Genomic DNA, 14,596 nt, shown 5'->3' on the forward strand with positions numbered 1-14,596 from the left:
TCAGGGGGCGTCCTCTCCGAACAGGGACAGCTCCGCCCAGATCGTCTTGCCCTCGGCCGTGTGCCTGCTGCCCCAGCGCTGGGTCAGCTGGGCCACGAGGAGCAGGCCACGGCCGCCCTCGTCCCAGGTCTTGGCCCGGCGCAGATGCGGCGCGGTGTGGCTGGTGTCGGAGACCTCGCAGATGAGGGTGGCGGTGTCGTGGATCAGACGGAGCCGGATGGGGTGGGCGCCGTAGCGGATGGCGTTGGTGACCAGTTCGCTGACCACCAGCTCCGCCGTGAAGGCGGCCATGCTCAGCCCCCACGCGTCCAGCTGCTCCACGACCTGCTTGCGGATCGGCGCGACCAGCGCGGGGTCGGCGGGGACGTCCCAGCTCGCCACCCGGGACGGCGGCAGGACCTGGGTGCGGGCCAGCAGCAGGGCCACGTCGTCGGCCGCGCCGCCGCACGGCAGCAGGGCGTGCAGGATCCGGTCGCACGTCTCGTCCAGGGAGTCGCTGTACGCCGCCAGCGCCTCGTGCAGGAGCCGGCGGCCGGTGTCCGGGTCGCGGTGCGGGGACGTGATCAGCCCGTCCGTGAACATGGCCAGCACGGTGCCCTCGGGCAGCTCGATCTCGGTGGACTCGAACGGCAGCCCGCCCAGGCCCAGCGGGGGACCGGCGGGCAGGTCCACCTCGTGGAGGCGGCGCCCCGGGCGCAGCACGACGGGCGGCGGATGGCCGGCCCGGGCCATCGTGCAGTGCCGGGACACCGGGTCGTACACGGCGTACAGGCAGGTCGCGCCGAGCTCGCCGGGGCTGCCCTCGCCGCCCTGCTCCTCCGACAGCCGGACCACCAGGTCGTCGAGGTGGGTCAGCAGCTCGTCCGGGGCCAGGTCGATGTCGGCCAGGGTGCGCACGGCGGTGCGCAGCCGGCCCATGGTGGCCGAGGCCTGCACACCGTGGCCGACGACGTCCCCGACCACCATCGCGACCCGCAGCCCGGACAGCGGGATCACGTCGAACCAGTCACCGCCCACCCCGGCGCGGGCCGCCGGCAGATAGCGGGAGGCGGCCTGCAGGGCGGCGGTGCGCGGCAGCGTCCGGGGCAGCAGACTGCGCTGCAGGGCCAGGGCGGTCTCGCGCTCGCGCGAGTAACGGCGGGCGTTGTCGATGCAGACGGCGGCCCTGGCCGTGATCTCCTCGGCCAGCAGCACGTCGTCCGGGCTGAACGGGTCGGGCCGCCGGTGCCGGGTCAGCACCGCGACCCCCAGGGTCACCCCGCGCGCCCGGATCGGCACGGACATCGTGGCGTGGATACCGAACTCGCGCACCCGCTCCGCGCGCTCCGGGTTCCAGTGCACCCACTCCTGCATGTCGCCGGACGGCATCGAGGCCACGATCGTCCGCCCCGCGGTGAGCGAGCCGGCCTGTGCCGAGGCGTCCGGGTAGGACTCGGTGTGCCCCGGCTTCACCACCGCCTCGGGGACCCCGGGCAACACGGACTGGTGCGCGCTGCGGCGCAGGGTGACCGGTGCCGTCGGCCGCACCGGGAGGTCGCCGCCGTTCTCCGGCGGGTCCAGCAGGTCGACGGTGACGAAGTCGGCGAGCGCGGGCACACAGACGTCCGCCAGTTCCTGGGCCGTACGGGTGACGTCGAGGGTGCTGCCGATGCGCACGCTGGCCTCGTTGACCAGCTGGAGCCGCTCCCTGGCGAGGTAGTTCTCGGTGAAGTCGTGCGCGGCCAGACACACCCCGCGCACCCGGCCCGTCGTGTCCGTGATCGGAGCCATCCGGGCCAGCCAGGCATGCGCCCGGTCCTCGCCGCCGGTGCGCATATAGGTCTGGACGTCCAGCGGGCGGCCCGAGGTCAGCACCTGGAGCATGCTGCGCTCCAGCTCCTCGCTCTGCGCCTTGCCGCCGATCTCCTCGATCCTGAGCCCCTGGATCCGTTCCTCTGGCAGTCCGATGACCTCGGCCATCGCGTCGTTCACCCGGCGCAGCCGAAGGTGCTCGTCGTAGACCGCGACGGCGCACGGCGACTGCGTCAGCACCGCCGTGCCGAGCGGATCGTCCGGTCCGCGCGGGCCGCCGCCGTCCAGCGGGGAGACCACCAGCCAGTGCCCGGGACGTTCGTCGTGTGCCGTTTGGCGGTGCGCGAGCAGCCAGACCGGGATCGTACGGCCGTCCCGGTGGCGGAGTTCGAGGATGCCGTCCCAGCGGGCGCCGGCGGGCGCGGGCGGTGTGGTGTCACCGGCGAGCAGCAGCGCGGCGGGCCGGCCCACGACCTCCTCGGCCGGGTGGCCGAGGAGCCGTCGCGCGCCCTCGTTCCACGCGACCAGTGTGCCGTCCTCGTCGACGACGGCCCGGGCCGTCGCCGCATCGTCGAACGGATAGACCCGGCTCATCGTCGCACTCCCAAGCGCACACTCACCGTCAACAGGTGCACCACTGCTGTTCAGCCTAGTGCGTCGGACCCTTCTGTGAACGGCAACTGCGTTCGGCCGGTCGACTGGGACCGGGCCCGGTCCGAAGGGCCGAACGGGGACCGGCCGACGGGACGAAAACGGTACCCGGCCACTTCCGGCCCCTTGACGGCCGCAAGTGGCGCACCGTCAGAATCTGTTTGTTCACGATCAGTTGTGAGTAGTTCTGGGCCCTGATGAGGGAGAGCCGCACCATGACGGTCACGCGCAGATCGGTTCTGGCAGCCGCGACGGCAGCCCCGACGGCCGGAGCCCTGCTGGGCGCCCCGGGCGCCTGGGCGGCTCCGGAGGCCGGTACGTCCCCGCTGGTCACCGGCCGCCGCACGGTCGCCCTGCCGGACGGCTGGCGGTTCGCGCTGGTCGACCCGGGCGGGATCACCGACCCGACCGGCGCCTACGCGAACGCCGCCGACCCGGGGTACGACGACTCGGCCTGGCGGCAGGTCGCCGTACCGCACGACTGGAGCATCGAGCAGACCCCCACCACCGACCACGGCACCACCAGCGGCACCGGCTTCTTCCCGGGCGGCCTCGGCTGGTACCGGCTCGCCTTCACCCTGCCGTCCGACTACGCGGGCAAGCGGATCTCGGTGGAGTTCGACGGCGTCTACATGGACTCGTACGTCTACTGCAACGGCACCCAGGTCGGCCGCCATCCCTACGGCTACACCGGCTTCGCCTTCGACCTCACCGACCTGCTGCACACCGACGGCAGCACCGGGAACGTCCTCGCGGTCAAGGTGCAGAACCAGCTGCCCAGCAGCCGCTGGTACTCGGGCAGCGGCATCTACCGGGAGGCCCGGCTGGTGGTGACCGACCCGGTGCACGTGGCGCGCTGGGGAACGTATGTCACCACGCCGGACATCACCGCCGAGCGGGCCGTGGTGCGGGTGCGGACGGCCGTGGCCGACGAGTCGGGCGAGGGCGCGGACGTGGAGGTGATCTCCCGGATCGCCGATCCCGACGGCCGTACGGTCGCCCGTACGTCCTCGACGGTCACCGTGTCCGGCGAGACCGCCGAGACCCATGAACTGACCGTCCCCCGGCCGAAGTTGTGGGATCTCGACGCCCCGCACCGCTACACCCTGCACACCGAACTCCGCGTCGGCGGCACCCTCACCGACACCCACCGCACGGTCTTCGGCATCCGCAGCTACCGCTTCGACCCCGACGAGGGCTTCTCCCTCAACGGTGTGCACACCAAGATCAAGGGCGTCGACCTCCATCACGACCAGGGCGCCCTCGGTTCGGCGATCAGCGCCGACGCGGTGCGCAGACAGATGACCATCATGAAGTCGATGGGCGTCAACGCCTTCCGCACCTCGCACAACCCGCCCTCGCCGCAGATGATCGAGGTCTGCGAGGAACTCGGCATCGTGATGATGGTGGAGGCCTTCGACTGCTGGAAGACCGGCAAGACCAAGTACGACTACGGCCGGTTCTTCGACGAGTGGTGCGAGAGCGACGCCACCGAGATGGTCCTCGCCGCCCGTAACTCGCCCGCCGTCGTGCTCTGGTCCATCGGCAACGAGATCCCCGACTCCACCTCGACGGCCGGTCTCGCCATGGCCGACCGGATCATCGCCGCCATCAGGGCAGCCGACGACACCCGGCCCGTGGTCATCGGCTCCAACAAGTACCACAGCGTGCCGAAGCAGGGCTCCACCGCCGACCTGATGCTCGCCAAGCTCGACGGTCTCGGCCTCAACTACAACACCGCCAAGTCCGTCGACGCGCTGCACGCGGCCTACCCGCACCTCTTCCTCTTCGAGTCCGAGTCCTCCTCGGAGACCTCGACCCGCGGCGCGTACCAGGAACCGGAGCACCTCAACACGGGCGAGAACCAGACGCCCGGCCGGCGCGCGACCTCGTCCTACGACAACAACCTGGCCTCCTGGACGATGAGCGGCGAGTACGGCCACAAGAAGGACCGGGACCGGAAGTGGTTCGCGGGCCAGTTCCTGTGGTCCGGCATCGACTACATCGGCGAACCGACGCCGTACGACGTGTTCCCGGTGAAGTCGTCCTTCTTCGGCGCCGTCGACACGGCGGGGTTCGCCAAGGACATGTACCACCTCTTCCGCAGCCAGTGGGTGGGCGAGCCGATGGTGCACCTGCTGCCGATGAGCTGGAACCACGGGGCCGGGGACACGGTCGAGGTGTGGGCGTACGCCAATGTGCCCTCCGTGGAGCTGTTCCTCAACGGACAGTCCCTGGGGACACGGGAGTTCGACACCAAGACGACCACCGACGGCCGGACCTACCTGGAGACCACGGAGGCGACCGGCGACGACAAGACGTTCACCACCGGCGCCTATCCCGGCAGTTACACCAGCCCCAACGGCAGCGCGGGCAAGCTGCACCTGAGCTGGCAAGTGCCGTACCAGCCCGGTGAGTTGAAGGCGGTGGCCCGGCGCGACGGCAAGGTGGTCGCCACCGACGTCCTGCGCACCGCGGGCGACCCGCACGCCGTACGCCTCACCGCCGACCGGGAGTCCCTGGCCGCCGACGGGCGTTCGCTGGTCTTCGTGACCGCCGAGATCGTCGACGCGCACGGTGTGGTGGTGCCGGACGCCGAGCACCTCATCTCCTTCGACTTGGCCGGGGGTTCGCTGGCCGGCCTCGACAACGGCCGTGAGGAGAGCGCCGAGCGCTATCAGGCGAGCACCCGAACCGCCTTCCACGGCAAGGCGCTCGCCGTCGTCCGCTCCGGCACGAAACCGGGGGGCCTCAAGGTGACCGCACGGGTGGACGGCCTGCGCAAGGACACCGTCACCGTGCACGCCACCCCCGCCCGTGCCGTGGCGAGCACCCCCGCACCCGACTTCGGCCCGGACTACCCGGCCCCGCCGGACTACCCCCACGCGGACGCCAGTTACTCGGGCCGTGCGGACACCCTCCCGGCCGCCATGCTCGACGGCGACGCGGCCACCGGCTGGTCCAACGCCTTCGCCAAGTCGGCCACGGCTCTGCTGCCGGCGTTCAGCGGGGCCCGGACGCGGGACTGGGTGTCGGTGGACTACGGCCGTACCCGCGCCTTCGACCAGGTGGCGGCCTCCTTCATCGTGGACGCGACCCACGCCCTCCCCGCGTCGATCGAGGTGGCGGTCTGGGACGGCAAGGCCTACCAGCCCGTGGACGGTACGTCGGTGGACTGGGCCACCGCCTCGGACGCCCCGACCGTCATCACGTTCACCGCGGCACGCGGCTCCCGGATCCGGCTCACCCTGACCAGCGCCCACCCGGGGGAGGCCGCGGGCGCGGTGCGGATCAGCCGGCTCGACATCTGAGGGCCCGGGCGGTCCGGACGGTGCCAGGCGGCCGCCACCGCTTCTGTCCGGACCGCCCGGAACTCCGCGCGGGGCACGGCCGGCCGAGAACGGACATGGCGCCATGGCCCCGGAGGTACCGCCAAGAGACCGCTCTGACCTGCTGGCATTTACCGTCGAGTACCCGCGCGCTACCGTGAAGGGCATGCCAGCTCTCAACGTGGAGTTCAGCGACCGCGAGCTAGCCGACCTCAGGCAGATGGCCAAGGAGCGCGGTACGTCCATGAAGGCCCTCGTCCGTGAGGCGGCCGCCGCCGACATCGCCCGGCACCGGGCCCTGCAGGAGGGGGCGGAGGAGTTCCGCCGCTTCTTCGCGGCCCATGCCGCCGAGTTCGCGGCCGCGTTCCCCGACGACGAACCGCCCACCCGGGGCGAGGCCGCCTGAGCCATGCCGCCGGTCATCCATATCGACGTGCCCTGGCTGCTCCAGCGCCATGAGGAAGTGCTGCCGGACCAGCCCGCCGTGAACGACTTCTCCGTGCTGGTCGCCGCCGTCGCCCGGCACCGTGTCGATCCGCCCCGGCTCGGCGTGGACTCCGACCCGGCCTGGCGGGCGGCCGCCCTGCTGCACACCCTCGCCCTGCTCAAGCCGCTGCCCTCGGCCAACGCCCGGTTCGCCTGCGCGACCGCCGTGGCCTACATGTTCGTCAGCGGCGCCGGCATCGACCCGCCGTACGGCGCCCTCGTCGATCTCGCCCGCGACCTGATGACCGGCAAGGCCGATGTCTACGCGGCGGCGGACCGGCTCCGTTCCTGGCAGCTCTGACACCCGCCCGGACAAGCGGGGAAAGCCGCCCCCGCCCTCGGAGGCCGCCGGCCGAGGGCGGGAGGAACGGGGCCGGCGGCCTGTTTCGCGCAGAAGAGCCGCCGTTCTGCGCGGGGCCTTGCGAGGAGGGCCGGGCACCAGTGGACTACCCCGGCGGGCGGGCCGGGAGCGTGCGCGCGGGACCGGAGTGGGCGCGCGGTTCACACGGGGTGTGCGCAAAGTGAATACGGCCGTGACCGGACAATGGCCTCAACGTCTTTCTGACTTTCTGTCAATGCTGTCGATGTTGTACGGGCGCCTTGTTGCTTGTGTGAGACTTGTGCAAGGGTGAATCACCTGCGCGGGGGAATGGCCGGGACCTATTCGGCAGTTGGGGTAAGAGACCGACACCGCGTCGGCGAATTCCCGCTCCCCGTCAGCGCACCGAAGAGGTACGCGCCCCCGCACCAAAGGAATCCGCTCAGTGCCCACCCCCCACCCGCCTCGACCCCCCTATCCGCCGCCGGGCGGTGGTGCAGGGGAGTCCGACGAGTCTCTCGCCGCCCCGCTGCGAGCAGGCTCCGACATCGAGGCATCCCGGTCCGCCGCACTGCTCATGGCCCGGCACTGGCGCCCCGTACAGGAGTACGCGGTCATCTGCCTGGCCGTCACCGGACCGGTCGCCCACATGGTCGCGGCCGCCGCCTTCCACCAGGTCCTCGACCGGGTGGCCCTCGGCGAGAACGCCGACGCACTGCGGCCCCGACTGCTGGTCTCCGTGCGCGACACGGTCGCCAGCTGGTCCGCGGAGGACCGAATAGCCGAGGTTCTGACCGACCTCGGGAAACCGGCCGGCGGCCGCGGTATGCGCGCCGCGAAGACCATGACCCCGGAAAACCGCGCCCTCGCGGAGCGTTCATTCACGGGCCTTCCGGCGCTTGCCCAGAGTCTCCTGTGGCACACCGAGGTCGAGGCCGAACCCATAACCGTACCGGCCGGTCTGTTGGGCATGGACACGGCAACCGCATCGGCCGCTCTCGAAGACGCCCGGGAGAAATTCCGGGAGGGCTGTGTCCGCGCCCACCGGGATCTCGCACCCTCCCAGGAGTGCCGCTACTACAACCGGCTGCTGGACGTTCCGATCCGCCGGGGCGGCGCCCTGCTGCCGGACGTCCAGGAGCATCTCGCCCAGTGCCCCTACTGCCGGGCCGCCGCCGAACAACTCGGCCATGTCGAGGGCGGGCTGGGCGTACTGCTCGCCGAAGCCGTGCTCGGCTGGGGAGCCCGCCGCTACCTCGACACCCGCCCGGGCCGCAAGGGCGCCGAAGCCCCCCACACCCGAGCCGCCAACCGGCGTTCCGGCGGCGGAGGGCGCCGCCGCGCCACCGCCCGGACCCGGATCCTGGCCCGCATCCCCGTCGCGGTACGCCGCCCGCCCGGATCCTGGTCGTCGAAGACGCTGCTCACCAGTGTCGGCGTCGCCGGGGCAGGGCTGCTGACCTCCGTACTCGCGATCAGCGCGATGTCGGGCGGCGGCGACGGCAGCGACGCGGTCGCGACGGCGGGCCAGATCCCCGGCGACCCCGAGGCGACGCCCACCCCCGACGCGACACCCACCTCCGGCACGGCCCGGCTGCCCGCCGCCGACCACGCGACCCGGCTGCGCAACCAGGCCGCCCAGCTCTGCCTGGACATCAACGGCGCGCCGAAGGCCGGGGCGAGTGTCGTCCTGGAGGTGTGCTCGACGTCCTGGACCCAGCAGTGGACGTACGAGAGCGACGGCGAGGTGCGCAGCGTGGCCGACCACGATCTGTGCCTGGACTCGCACGCGGACGGCGGGGTGGTCATCCTCGGCACCTGCGCCGCGGCCGACGCCGAGCGCGGCCGGGACGTGCGCTACGACCTCACCGTCCAGGGCGAGTTGCTGCCCCGCTGGGACGAGACCCTCGCCCTCGCCACGGCCGGCGAGGAGGAGGGGGCGGACGTCGTCGTCAAGGTCCGTGATCACACCAGCGGCCAGCACTGGCTGACCGACTCGCCGACCCCGTCCCAGAGCCATGGCTCGCTCTCCATCGCCGGGACGGGCGGGCCTTCGGCACAGCCGGCGGAGCTGTCCGGGAACTAGCGAAAGACCCCCGGGGAGGCCCTAGTTCACGACATCCCGGGGTGCGCCGCCCGCCAGGAAGTCCAGCACGTTCTGGACGGCGGCCAGCGCGATCCGGATCAGGGTCTCCCGGGTGACGCCCCCGACGTGCGGTGACAGCACCACGTTGGGGGCGCGCAGCAACCGCAGGTCCGCGGTGGGCGGTTCGGGGTCGAAGACGTCGAGGCCCGCCCCCGCCAGGGTGCCCTTCTCCAGTGCGTCGGCCAGGGCCTCCTGGTCGACGAGCGCACCCCGGGCCGTGTTGACCACGAACGCGGTCGGCTTCAGCAGGGCGAGCCGGCCGGCGTCCAGCAGCTGCCGGGTCCCGTCGGTGAGCGGACAGTGCAGGGTCACATAGTCCGCGGCGGTCAGCAGCTCCTCCAGCGGGACGTACCGGGCGTCGCCGTACCGCGCCTCGGTCTCCTCGGACGCCCGGCTGCGCTGCGTGTACAGCACGGTCATGTCGAACGCGGCGGCACGCCGGGCGACCTGCTGCCCGATCCGGCCGAGCCCCACGATGCCCAGCGTCTTGCCGGACAGCTCCGTGAGCGACCGCTGCAGCCGGGGGAGTGCCCAGTCGCCCTCGGCCAACGCCCGGTGCGCGGGGACCAGTTGCTTGGCGAGGGCCAGCATCAGCGCGAAGGTCTGTTCCGCCACGTTCTGCGCCTCGGCGCCGCTGGAGCCGATCGTGCACACGGAGACGCCCCTCGCGCGCGCCGCGTCGGAGTCGACGTAGTCGAAGCCGTGGCTCGCGCACTGCACCAGCTCCAACTCCGGCGCGGCGGCGAGGTGTTCGGCGGTCACCGGGGCGAGCGCGGTGATCACGACCCGGGCCGCGCGCAGTGCCGCCGGATCCTCGCCGGCCGACTCCACGACGGTCACCTGCGCGTCGGCGGGGAAGAGGGAGGCCATCCCGGCACCGGCCGCGCGGCCGCCGACGTGCGGCGGGATCACGGCGAGGACGTTCTTCGGGGCGCTCACGCGGGCTCCTCGACGAGGTCGGCCGCGGTGATCGCGGCAGGGGTGCGGTGCCCGGACAGGGCGAGGGTGAGGTCGAACTCGGCGAGGAGCGAGCGGATCACATGGTCCACGCCGGCCTGTCCGTCGAGGCCGAGTCCGTAGACGTACGGCCGTCCCAGCAGGACCGTCCGGGCGCCCAGGGCGAGGGCCTTGAACACGTCGTCGCCGGTGCGCACCCCGCTGTCGAACAGCACGGTCAGCCGGTCGCCCACCGCCGCGGCGACCCGGGGCAGCGCGTCGGCCGCCGCCACCGAACCGGCCACCTGCCGGCCGCCGTGGTTGGACACCACGACCCCGTCCATCCCGGCGTCGGCGGCCAGCCGGCCGTCGTCCGGGTGCAGCACGCCCTTGAGGACGATCGGCCCGTCCCAGTGCTCCCGCAGGAAGGCCAGGTCCGGCCAGGTGTGCGTCGGGTCCCCGAACAGGCCGAGGAAGTGCAGCACGGCCGCGTTCGGGTCCTCGTGCACCGGCTTGGCCAGCCCTGCCTGGAACGCCGGGTCGGTGAAGTAGTTGGCGGTGCCCACCCCGTGCAGGAACGGCAGATACGCCTGGTCGAGATCGCGCGGCCGCCAGGACACCAGCGGCGTGTCGAGGGTGACGACGAGCACCGAGAACCCGGCGGCCCCGGCCCGCCCGAGGAAGCTCCTGGTCACCTCGCGGTCCCTGCCCCAGTACAGCTGGAACCACCGCTCGGTGTCCCCCATCGCCTCCGCCACCTGCTCCATCGGCGTGCTGGAGGCGGAGGACAGGATGTACGGCACGCCGTGCGCGGCGGCGGCCCGGGCGGCTGCCGACTCGGCGTCCGGATGCATGATCGACAGCACGCCGACGGGCGCCAGTGCCAGCGGCGCCGGCAGCGCGCGGCCCAGCACCTCCACCGCCAGGTCCCGCTCGCCCACGTCCCGCAGCATCCGCGGCACTATGCGGCGCCGCTCCAGGGCGGCCCGGTTGGCCCGCATGGTGCTGCCGTCACCGGCACCGCCCGCCACATAGCCGACCGGGCCGGGCCCGAGCCGCCGCTCGGTGAGCTCCTCCAGGCGGGTCAGATCGGTGGGCAGCCGCGGCACCGCGCCCGTCATCCCGTTGAGATAGATCTCGTACTGGAAGTCCGCCCAGTGCTTGGCCATCCGCCCCGCCTCTCCACGTCGAGTACGCGTCGTGGCGACCATACTCGCCGGTATGTACGGGGCCGTACACCGCCCTTCGCGTCAGCGCGCGGCGGTAGCCGCAGGCCCGAGGGCCGCGAGGGCTGTGGGGAGGACGGCCGGTGTCAGTCCTGATCGGCGTCCGGTCCCTGGGCCCGGACCTTCTCCACGTGCTCCAGTGACTCGCGCAGTTCGGTCAGCCAGTCGTCGGTGTGCTTCTGGACCAGCCGCACACACCAGGCCAGCGCCTCACTGCGGCTCCGTGCCACGCCCCCGGCGATCAGGGTGTCCAGCACCTGGCGCTCGGGCTGGCGCAGCCGGGTCATCACCGGCGCGGCCACATGCGTGAACAGCGCCCGCTGTCCCGCGCACTCCACGCCCCAGGACACCTTCCGCCGGAACTGGTGCTCCGCCTCCCGGGCCACGTCGATCCGGGTCTCCCGGGTGCGCTCCCGGAACTCCTGGATCCGGCCCTGTACGGCGGCCTCCCGCTCGGCGTCCGAGACGCCCTCCGCGAGCTTGGGCCCGGGAACGCGTCCGACGACGGTGATCTCCTCGCGATCGACCGTGACCTCGACCAGTTCCTCGAAGAGGTCGTCGGGGAGCCGGCCGGCGAACCAGCCACGCAGCTTCTCTCGTTGCTCTTGAGTAATCATGTAATGACGATTACTCCGTTGCAGTCCAAAGGCAAGGGCTTGCCGCGGAGTCCGCCGAGAGCGGAAGCGGAATGTTTCAGGACGATTAACGAGGTGATGAGATCGAGCCATCTGGCCGCTTCGAGCGATCAAGAACCGCTCCGTTGAGCGGTCGACGCGTTCGATTTCCGTGACTTCACGCCACTGATTCAATACGCAAGGTTACTGAAAGCTGTGGGTTCGATGTGTGTTTCGACGGCGGAGTCGGCAGAGTGGCGCCCGCCGCCCCGGCACCCACCGGGCCGTGGGCGGCACCCGTCGAATCGAGCGGAAGGATGCACACAATGCGAACCACCGCGCGCTGGGCAGCGACCCTCGGCCTCACGGCCGCCGCCGTCTGCGGACCCCTGACCGGGGCCGCCGTCGCCACCCCGAGCTCGCTCTACGCCCCCTCGGCCCTGGTGCTCACCACCGGCCACGGCGCCGACGCGGCCACCGCCACGCCCGAACGCGCCGTCACCCTCACCTGCGCCCCGAGCGCCTCCGGCACCCACCCGGCCGCCGCCCAGGCCTGTGCCGAACTGCGCGGCGCCGGCGGCGACCTCGACGCCCTCACGCCCAGAGCCGACGTGTGGTGCACCAAGCTCTACGACCCCGTCGTGGTCACCGTCGAGGGCGTCTGGCAGGGCAAGCGCGTCTCCTACGAGCGCAGCTTCGGCAACGCCTGTATGAGGGACGCCTACGGCGCGAGCGTCTTCGCGTTCTGAGACCCGGGATCGCGCGGTTCTCGTGACTGCCGGACAGGTCCGCAACTGGGGAGTGCGGCCCATGGCGCGGGAACCCGTGATCTCGCAGCGGGGGCCGGACGGGCGGAGTGGGGCCGCCCGCCGACCCCTGCCATCACCGCCGCTCCCCGGCGCTCCCGTCCCGGGGAAACCCGGGGAGCGGCGGAAAACGCCCCGATAACCCCGAGGCCCTGAGCAGCCGGGGAATCCGGGGCCCTTCGCACACCAGCCGCAGCCGCCCGCCCCGCTCCTTGGCCCGCGCCTCGGCCCGGCACAGCACCCGTAGTCCCGAGCAGTCGAGAAAGTCCAGCCGCCGCAGATCGACGAGCACATCGGGCTCGGCCCCGGCGGTGGCGGCGAGCAGATGCTCGGCGAGCAACTCCCCGGTGGCGATGTCCACTTCGCCGAAGACCTCGACGACGATGTACGACCCGCAGCGATGGGTGCGCGCACACGAGTTGGCGGCGGGCAGCCCAGGGTCAACGGCTTCCGGCGTCATCTTGGCTCCACCTGGCATGGGGCGCGTACGGGCCCGGTTGTTACCCGCTGGGAGCGCCCGCCATCCCTGGCACGCGCGGCGCAAGATCAGGTTCACTCGACAGGGTGAATGTTGCCCAAATGGCTTGACTTGAAGCGCCCCCGTCGAAGGCGCGGGGCTGTTTCGACTCGCGGCTACCGCCGCGTGGGCGCGACCAGCCCCCGCCCACCCGCAGACCACAACGGCGAGAGGTCACCGTCTCCCTGCTGACGGTGACCTCTCAGTCCCTGCGGCTCTCAGGCGACTACATGTGCACGACCGGCGCCGCGCCGGCGTCCTGCTCCGGCACGCCCGGCCGGAACAGCAGGAACGCGATCACCGCGCCCGCCGCGAACAACCCGGCCGACCACCAGAACGCGGTGGTGTAGCTCTCGATCGTCGCCTGCGCCTGCACCAGCTTGCTGGTCGCGTCCCGCCCGGCCAGGTAGTCGGTCGCCGCGCTCGCGGCCAGCGTGTTGAGCAGCGCCGTGCCGATGGAACCGCCCACCTGCTGCATCGCGTTGACCGTCGCGGAGGCGACACCCGCCTCGTCGGCCGTCACCCCGCCCGTGGCGAGCTGCATGGTCACCGGCATGACCAGGCCGAGACCGAAGCCGACGATGATCACCTGGGGGAGCACCGCGCTCGTGTAGCTGGAGCCGATGCCGATGCCGGTGAGCCAGGCCATGCCGGCCGCGGCGATCGCGAAGCCCAGCGGCACGAGCACCTTCGGACCGACCCGCGGCAGCAGGACCGTGGTGCCGAGCTGCGCGGCGACCATCAGCGCGGCGACCATCGGCAGGAACGACACACCGGTCTTGGTCGGGCTGAAGCCCAGGTTCAGCTGGAGGTAGTAGGTGAGGAAGAGGAACACGCCGAACATGCCGCCGGCGGAGATCAGGACGGCGAGGAAGGACGCGCCCCGGCTGCGGTCCAGCAGGATGCCGAGCGGCAGCAGCGGGTGCGAGGTCTTGGTCTGCCACCAGGCGAAGGCGGCCAGGAGCAGGCCGCCCGCGATCAGGAAGCCCCAGGTCAGCGGCGAACCCCAGTCGTGCGTCTCGGCGTTGGAGAAGCCGTAGACCAGGGCGAACAGACCGGAGGCGACCAGCACCGTGCCCGGCACGTCCAGCTTGGAGTTCTCGGCGTCACGGTGGTTGTGCAGCAGCGCCATGCCGCCCGCGAAGGCGACGACGGCGATCGCGACGTTCACATACAGGGTCCAGCGCCAGTCGAAGGCGTCGGTCAGGACACCGCCGAGCAGCAGACCGACCGCGCCGCCGGCACCCGCGATGGCGCCGTAGACACTGAACGCCCGCGCACGCTCCTTGGCGTCCGTGAACGTGGTGTTGAGCAGGGAGAGCGCGGCCGGTGCGAGCAGCGCGCCGAAGGCACCCTGCAGGGCGCGCGCGGTGACCAGCATGCCGAAGCCGTTCGCGGCGCCGCCCAGCGCCGAGACGGCGGCGAAGCCGACGACGCCGACGAGGAAGGCGGTCTTGCGGCCGAACAGGTCCGCTATCCGGCCGCCGAGCAGCAGCAGGGACGCGAAGGCGAGGGCGTACGCGGTGACGATCCACTGCCGGTTGCCGTCGGAGAACCCGAGGTCGGCCTGGGCGGACGGGAGGGCGATGTTCACGATGGTGGCGTCGAGCACCACCATGAGCTGGGCGACGGCGACGACCGCGAGGATCCACCACCGCTTCGAGGAGGAGTCGGCCGGCGGTGCCGTCACGGCACCGACGCGCACGTCGTCGGTCAGGGTCTTCTCGGACATGGGGGAACCACTCCAGGGAAGTCGTTCGGGATTTATCAAGTAG

General features: G+C 72.0%; 11 protein-coding genes. 5 read left to right on the top strand and 6 right to left on the bottom strand.

Going from position 1 to position 14,596, the window contains the following annotated elements; genetic code table 11:
• Positions 1 to 2,385, bottom strand: coding sequence for a SpoIIE family protein phosphatase (locus AB0D85_RS20170; RefSeq protein ID WP_362321878.1), 2,385 nt, complete (start codon positions 2,383 to 2,385; stop codon positions 1 to 3).
• A 272-nt stretch (positions 2,386 to 2,657) separates the two neighbouring features.
• Between AB0D85_RS20170 and AB0D85_RS20175 the strand changes: the two genes are divergently transcribed.
• The 4 genes from AB0D85_RS20175 to AB0D85_RS20190 all read left to right on the top strand — a co-directional run bounded on the left by AB0D85_RS20175 (position 2,658) and on the right by AB0D85_RS20190 (position 8,662).
• Complete coding sequence (locus AB0D85_RS20175) at positions 2,658 to 5,753, top strand: glycoside hydrolase family 2 TIM barrel-domain containing protein (protein WP_362321881.1); 3,096 nt, start codon at positions 2,658 to 2,660, stop codon at positions 5,751 to 5,753.
• Positions 5,754 to 5,937: 184 nt separating this feature from the next.
• Positions 5,938 to 6,177, top strand: coding sequence for a hypothetical protein (locus AB0D85_RS20180; protein WP_362321883.1), 240 nt, complete (start codon positions 5,938 to 5,940; stop codon positions 6,175 to 6,177).
• 3 nt (positions 6,178 to 6,180) lie between these two features.
• Complete coding sequence (locus AB0D85_RS20185; RefSeq protein ID WP_362321885.1) at positions 6,181 to 6,558, top strand: toxin Doc; 378 nt, start codon at positions 6,181 to 6,183, stop codon at positions 6,556 to 6,558.
• Between the two features lie 463 nt (positions 6,559 to 7,021).
• Entirely contained in the window at positions 7,022 to 8,662 is a 1,641-nt protein-coding gene (locus AB0D85_RS20190; RefSeq protein WP_362321887.1) for an RICIN domain-containing protein, read from the top strand.
• A gap of 21 nt (positions 8,663 to 8,683) precedes the next feature.
• Here AB0D85_RS20190 and AB0D85_RS20195 read toward each other — a convergent pair whose 3' ends face one another.
• From AB0D85_RS20195 to AB0D85_RS20205, 3 genes are all read right to left on the bottom strand, one after another.
• On the bottom strand, positions 8,684 to 9,661 hold the full coding sequence (locus tag AB0D85_RS20195; RefSeq protein WP_362321889.1) for a 2-hydroxyacid dehydrogenase: 978 nt from the start codon (positions 9,659 to 9,661) through the stop codon (positions 8,684 to 8,686).
• Positions 9,658 to 10,827, bottom strand: a complete 1,170-nt coding sequence (locus tag AB0D85_RS20200) for a lactate 2-monooxygenase (protein ID WP_362321891.1) — start codon at positions 10,825 to 10,827, stop codon at positions 9,658 to 9,660. Before AB0D85_RS20200 ends, AB0D85_RS20195 begins: the two co-directional genes overlap by 4 nt.
• A 143-nt stretch (positions 10,828 to 10,970) precedes the next feature.
• Entirely contained in the window at positions 10,971 to 11,501 is a 531-nt protein-coding gene (locus tag AB0D85_RS20205) for a hypothetical protein (RefSeq protein WP_362321893.1), read from the bottom strand.
• Positions 11,502 to 11,824: 323 nt separating this feature from the next.
• Here AB0D85_RS20205 and AB0D85_RS20210 point away from each other — a divergent pair, with 323 nt between their 5' ends.
• A complete protein-coding gene (locus AB0D85_RS20210) occupies positions 11,825 to 12,247 on the top strand; it encodes a subtilase-type protease inhibitor (protein ID WP_362321895.1) in 423 nt (140 codons plus the stop codon).
• A gap of 133 nt (positions 12,248 to 12,380) precedes the next feature.
• Here AB0D85_RS20210 and AB0D85_RS20215 read toward each other — a convergent pair whose 3' ends face one another.
• Together AB0D85_RS20215 and AB0D85_RS20220 are read right to left on the bottom strand one after the other, a co-directional pair.
• Positions 12,381 to 12,764, bottom strand: coding sequence for an STAS domain-containing protein (locus AB0D85_RS20215; protein WP_362321897.1), 384 nt, complete (start codon positions 12,762 to 12,764; stop codon positions 12,381 to 12,383).
• Positions 12,765 to 13,047: 283 nt separating this feature from the next.
• Entirely contained in the window at positions 13,048 to 14,553 is a 1,506-nt protein-coding gene (locus AB0D85_RS20220; protein WP_362321899.1) for an MFS transporter, read from the bottom strand.
• Positions 14,554 to 14,596 lie beyond the last annotated feature (43 nt).

It is taken from the genome of Streptomyces sp. NPDC048277, assembly GCF_040652235.1.
Lineage (GTDB): Bacteria > Actinomycetota > Actinomycetes > Streptomycetales > Streptomycetaceae > Streptomyces.

Coding starts and splice junctions, on each gene's coding strand:
- AB0D85_RS20215 (WP_362321897.1), bottom strand. CDS start 12,764: ATGACGCCGGAAGCCGTTGACCCTGGGCTGCCCGCCGCCAACTCGTGT.
- AB0D85_RS20210 (WP_362321895.1), top strand. CDS start 11,825: ATGCGAACCACCGCGCGCTGGGCAGCGACCCTCGGCCTCACGGCCGCC.
- AB0D85_RS20185 (WP_362321885.1), top strand. CDS start 6,181: ATGCCGCCGGTCATCCATATCGACGTGCCCTGGCTGCTCCAGCGCCAT.
- AB0D85_RS20180 (WP_362321883.1), top strand. CDS start 5,938: ATGCCAGCTCTCAACGTGGAGTTCAGCGACCGCGAGCTAGCCGACCTC.
- AB0D85_RS20220 (WP_362321899.1), bottom strand. CDS start 14,553: ATGTCCGAGAAGACCCTGACCGACGACGTGCGCGTCGGTGCCGTGACG.
- AB0D85_RS20205 (WP_362321893.1), bottom strand. CDS start 11,501: ATGATTACTCAAGAGCAACGAGAGAAGCTGCGTGGCTGGTTCGCCGGC.
- AB0D85_RS20200 (WP_362321891.1), bottom strand. CDS start 10,827: ATGGCCAAGCACTGGGCGGACTTCCAGTACGAGATCTATCTCAACGGG.
- AB0D85_RS20170 (WP_362321878.1), bottom strand. CDS start 2,385: ATGAGCCGGGTCTATCCGTTCGACGATGCGGCGACGGCCCGGGCCGTC.
- AB0D85_RS20175 (WP_362321881.1), top strand. CDS start 2,658: ATGACGGTCACGCGCAGATCGGTTCTGGCAGCCGCGACGGCAGCCCCG.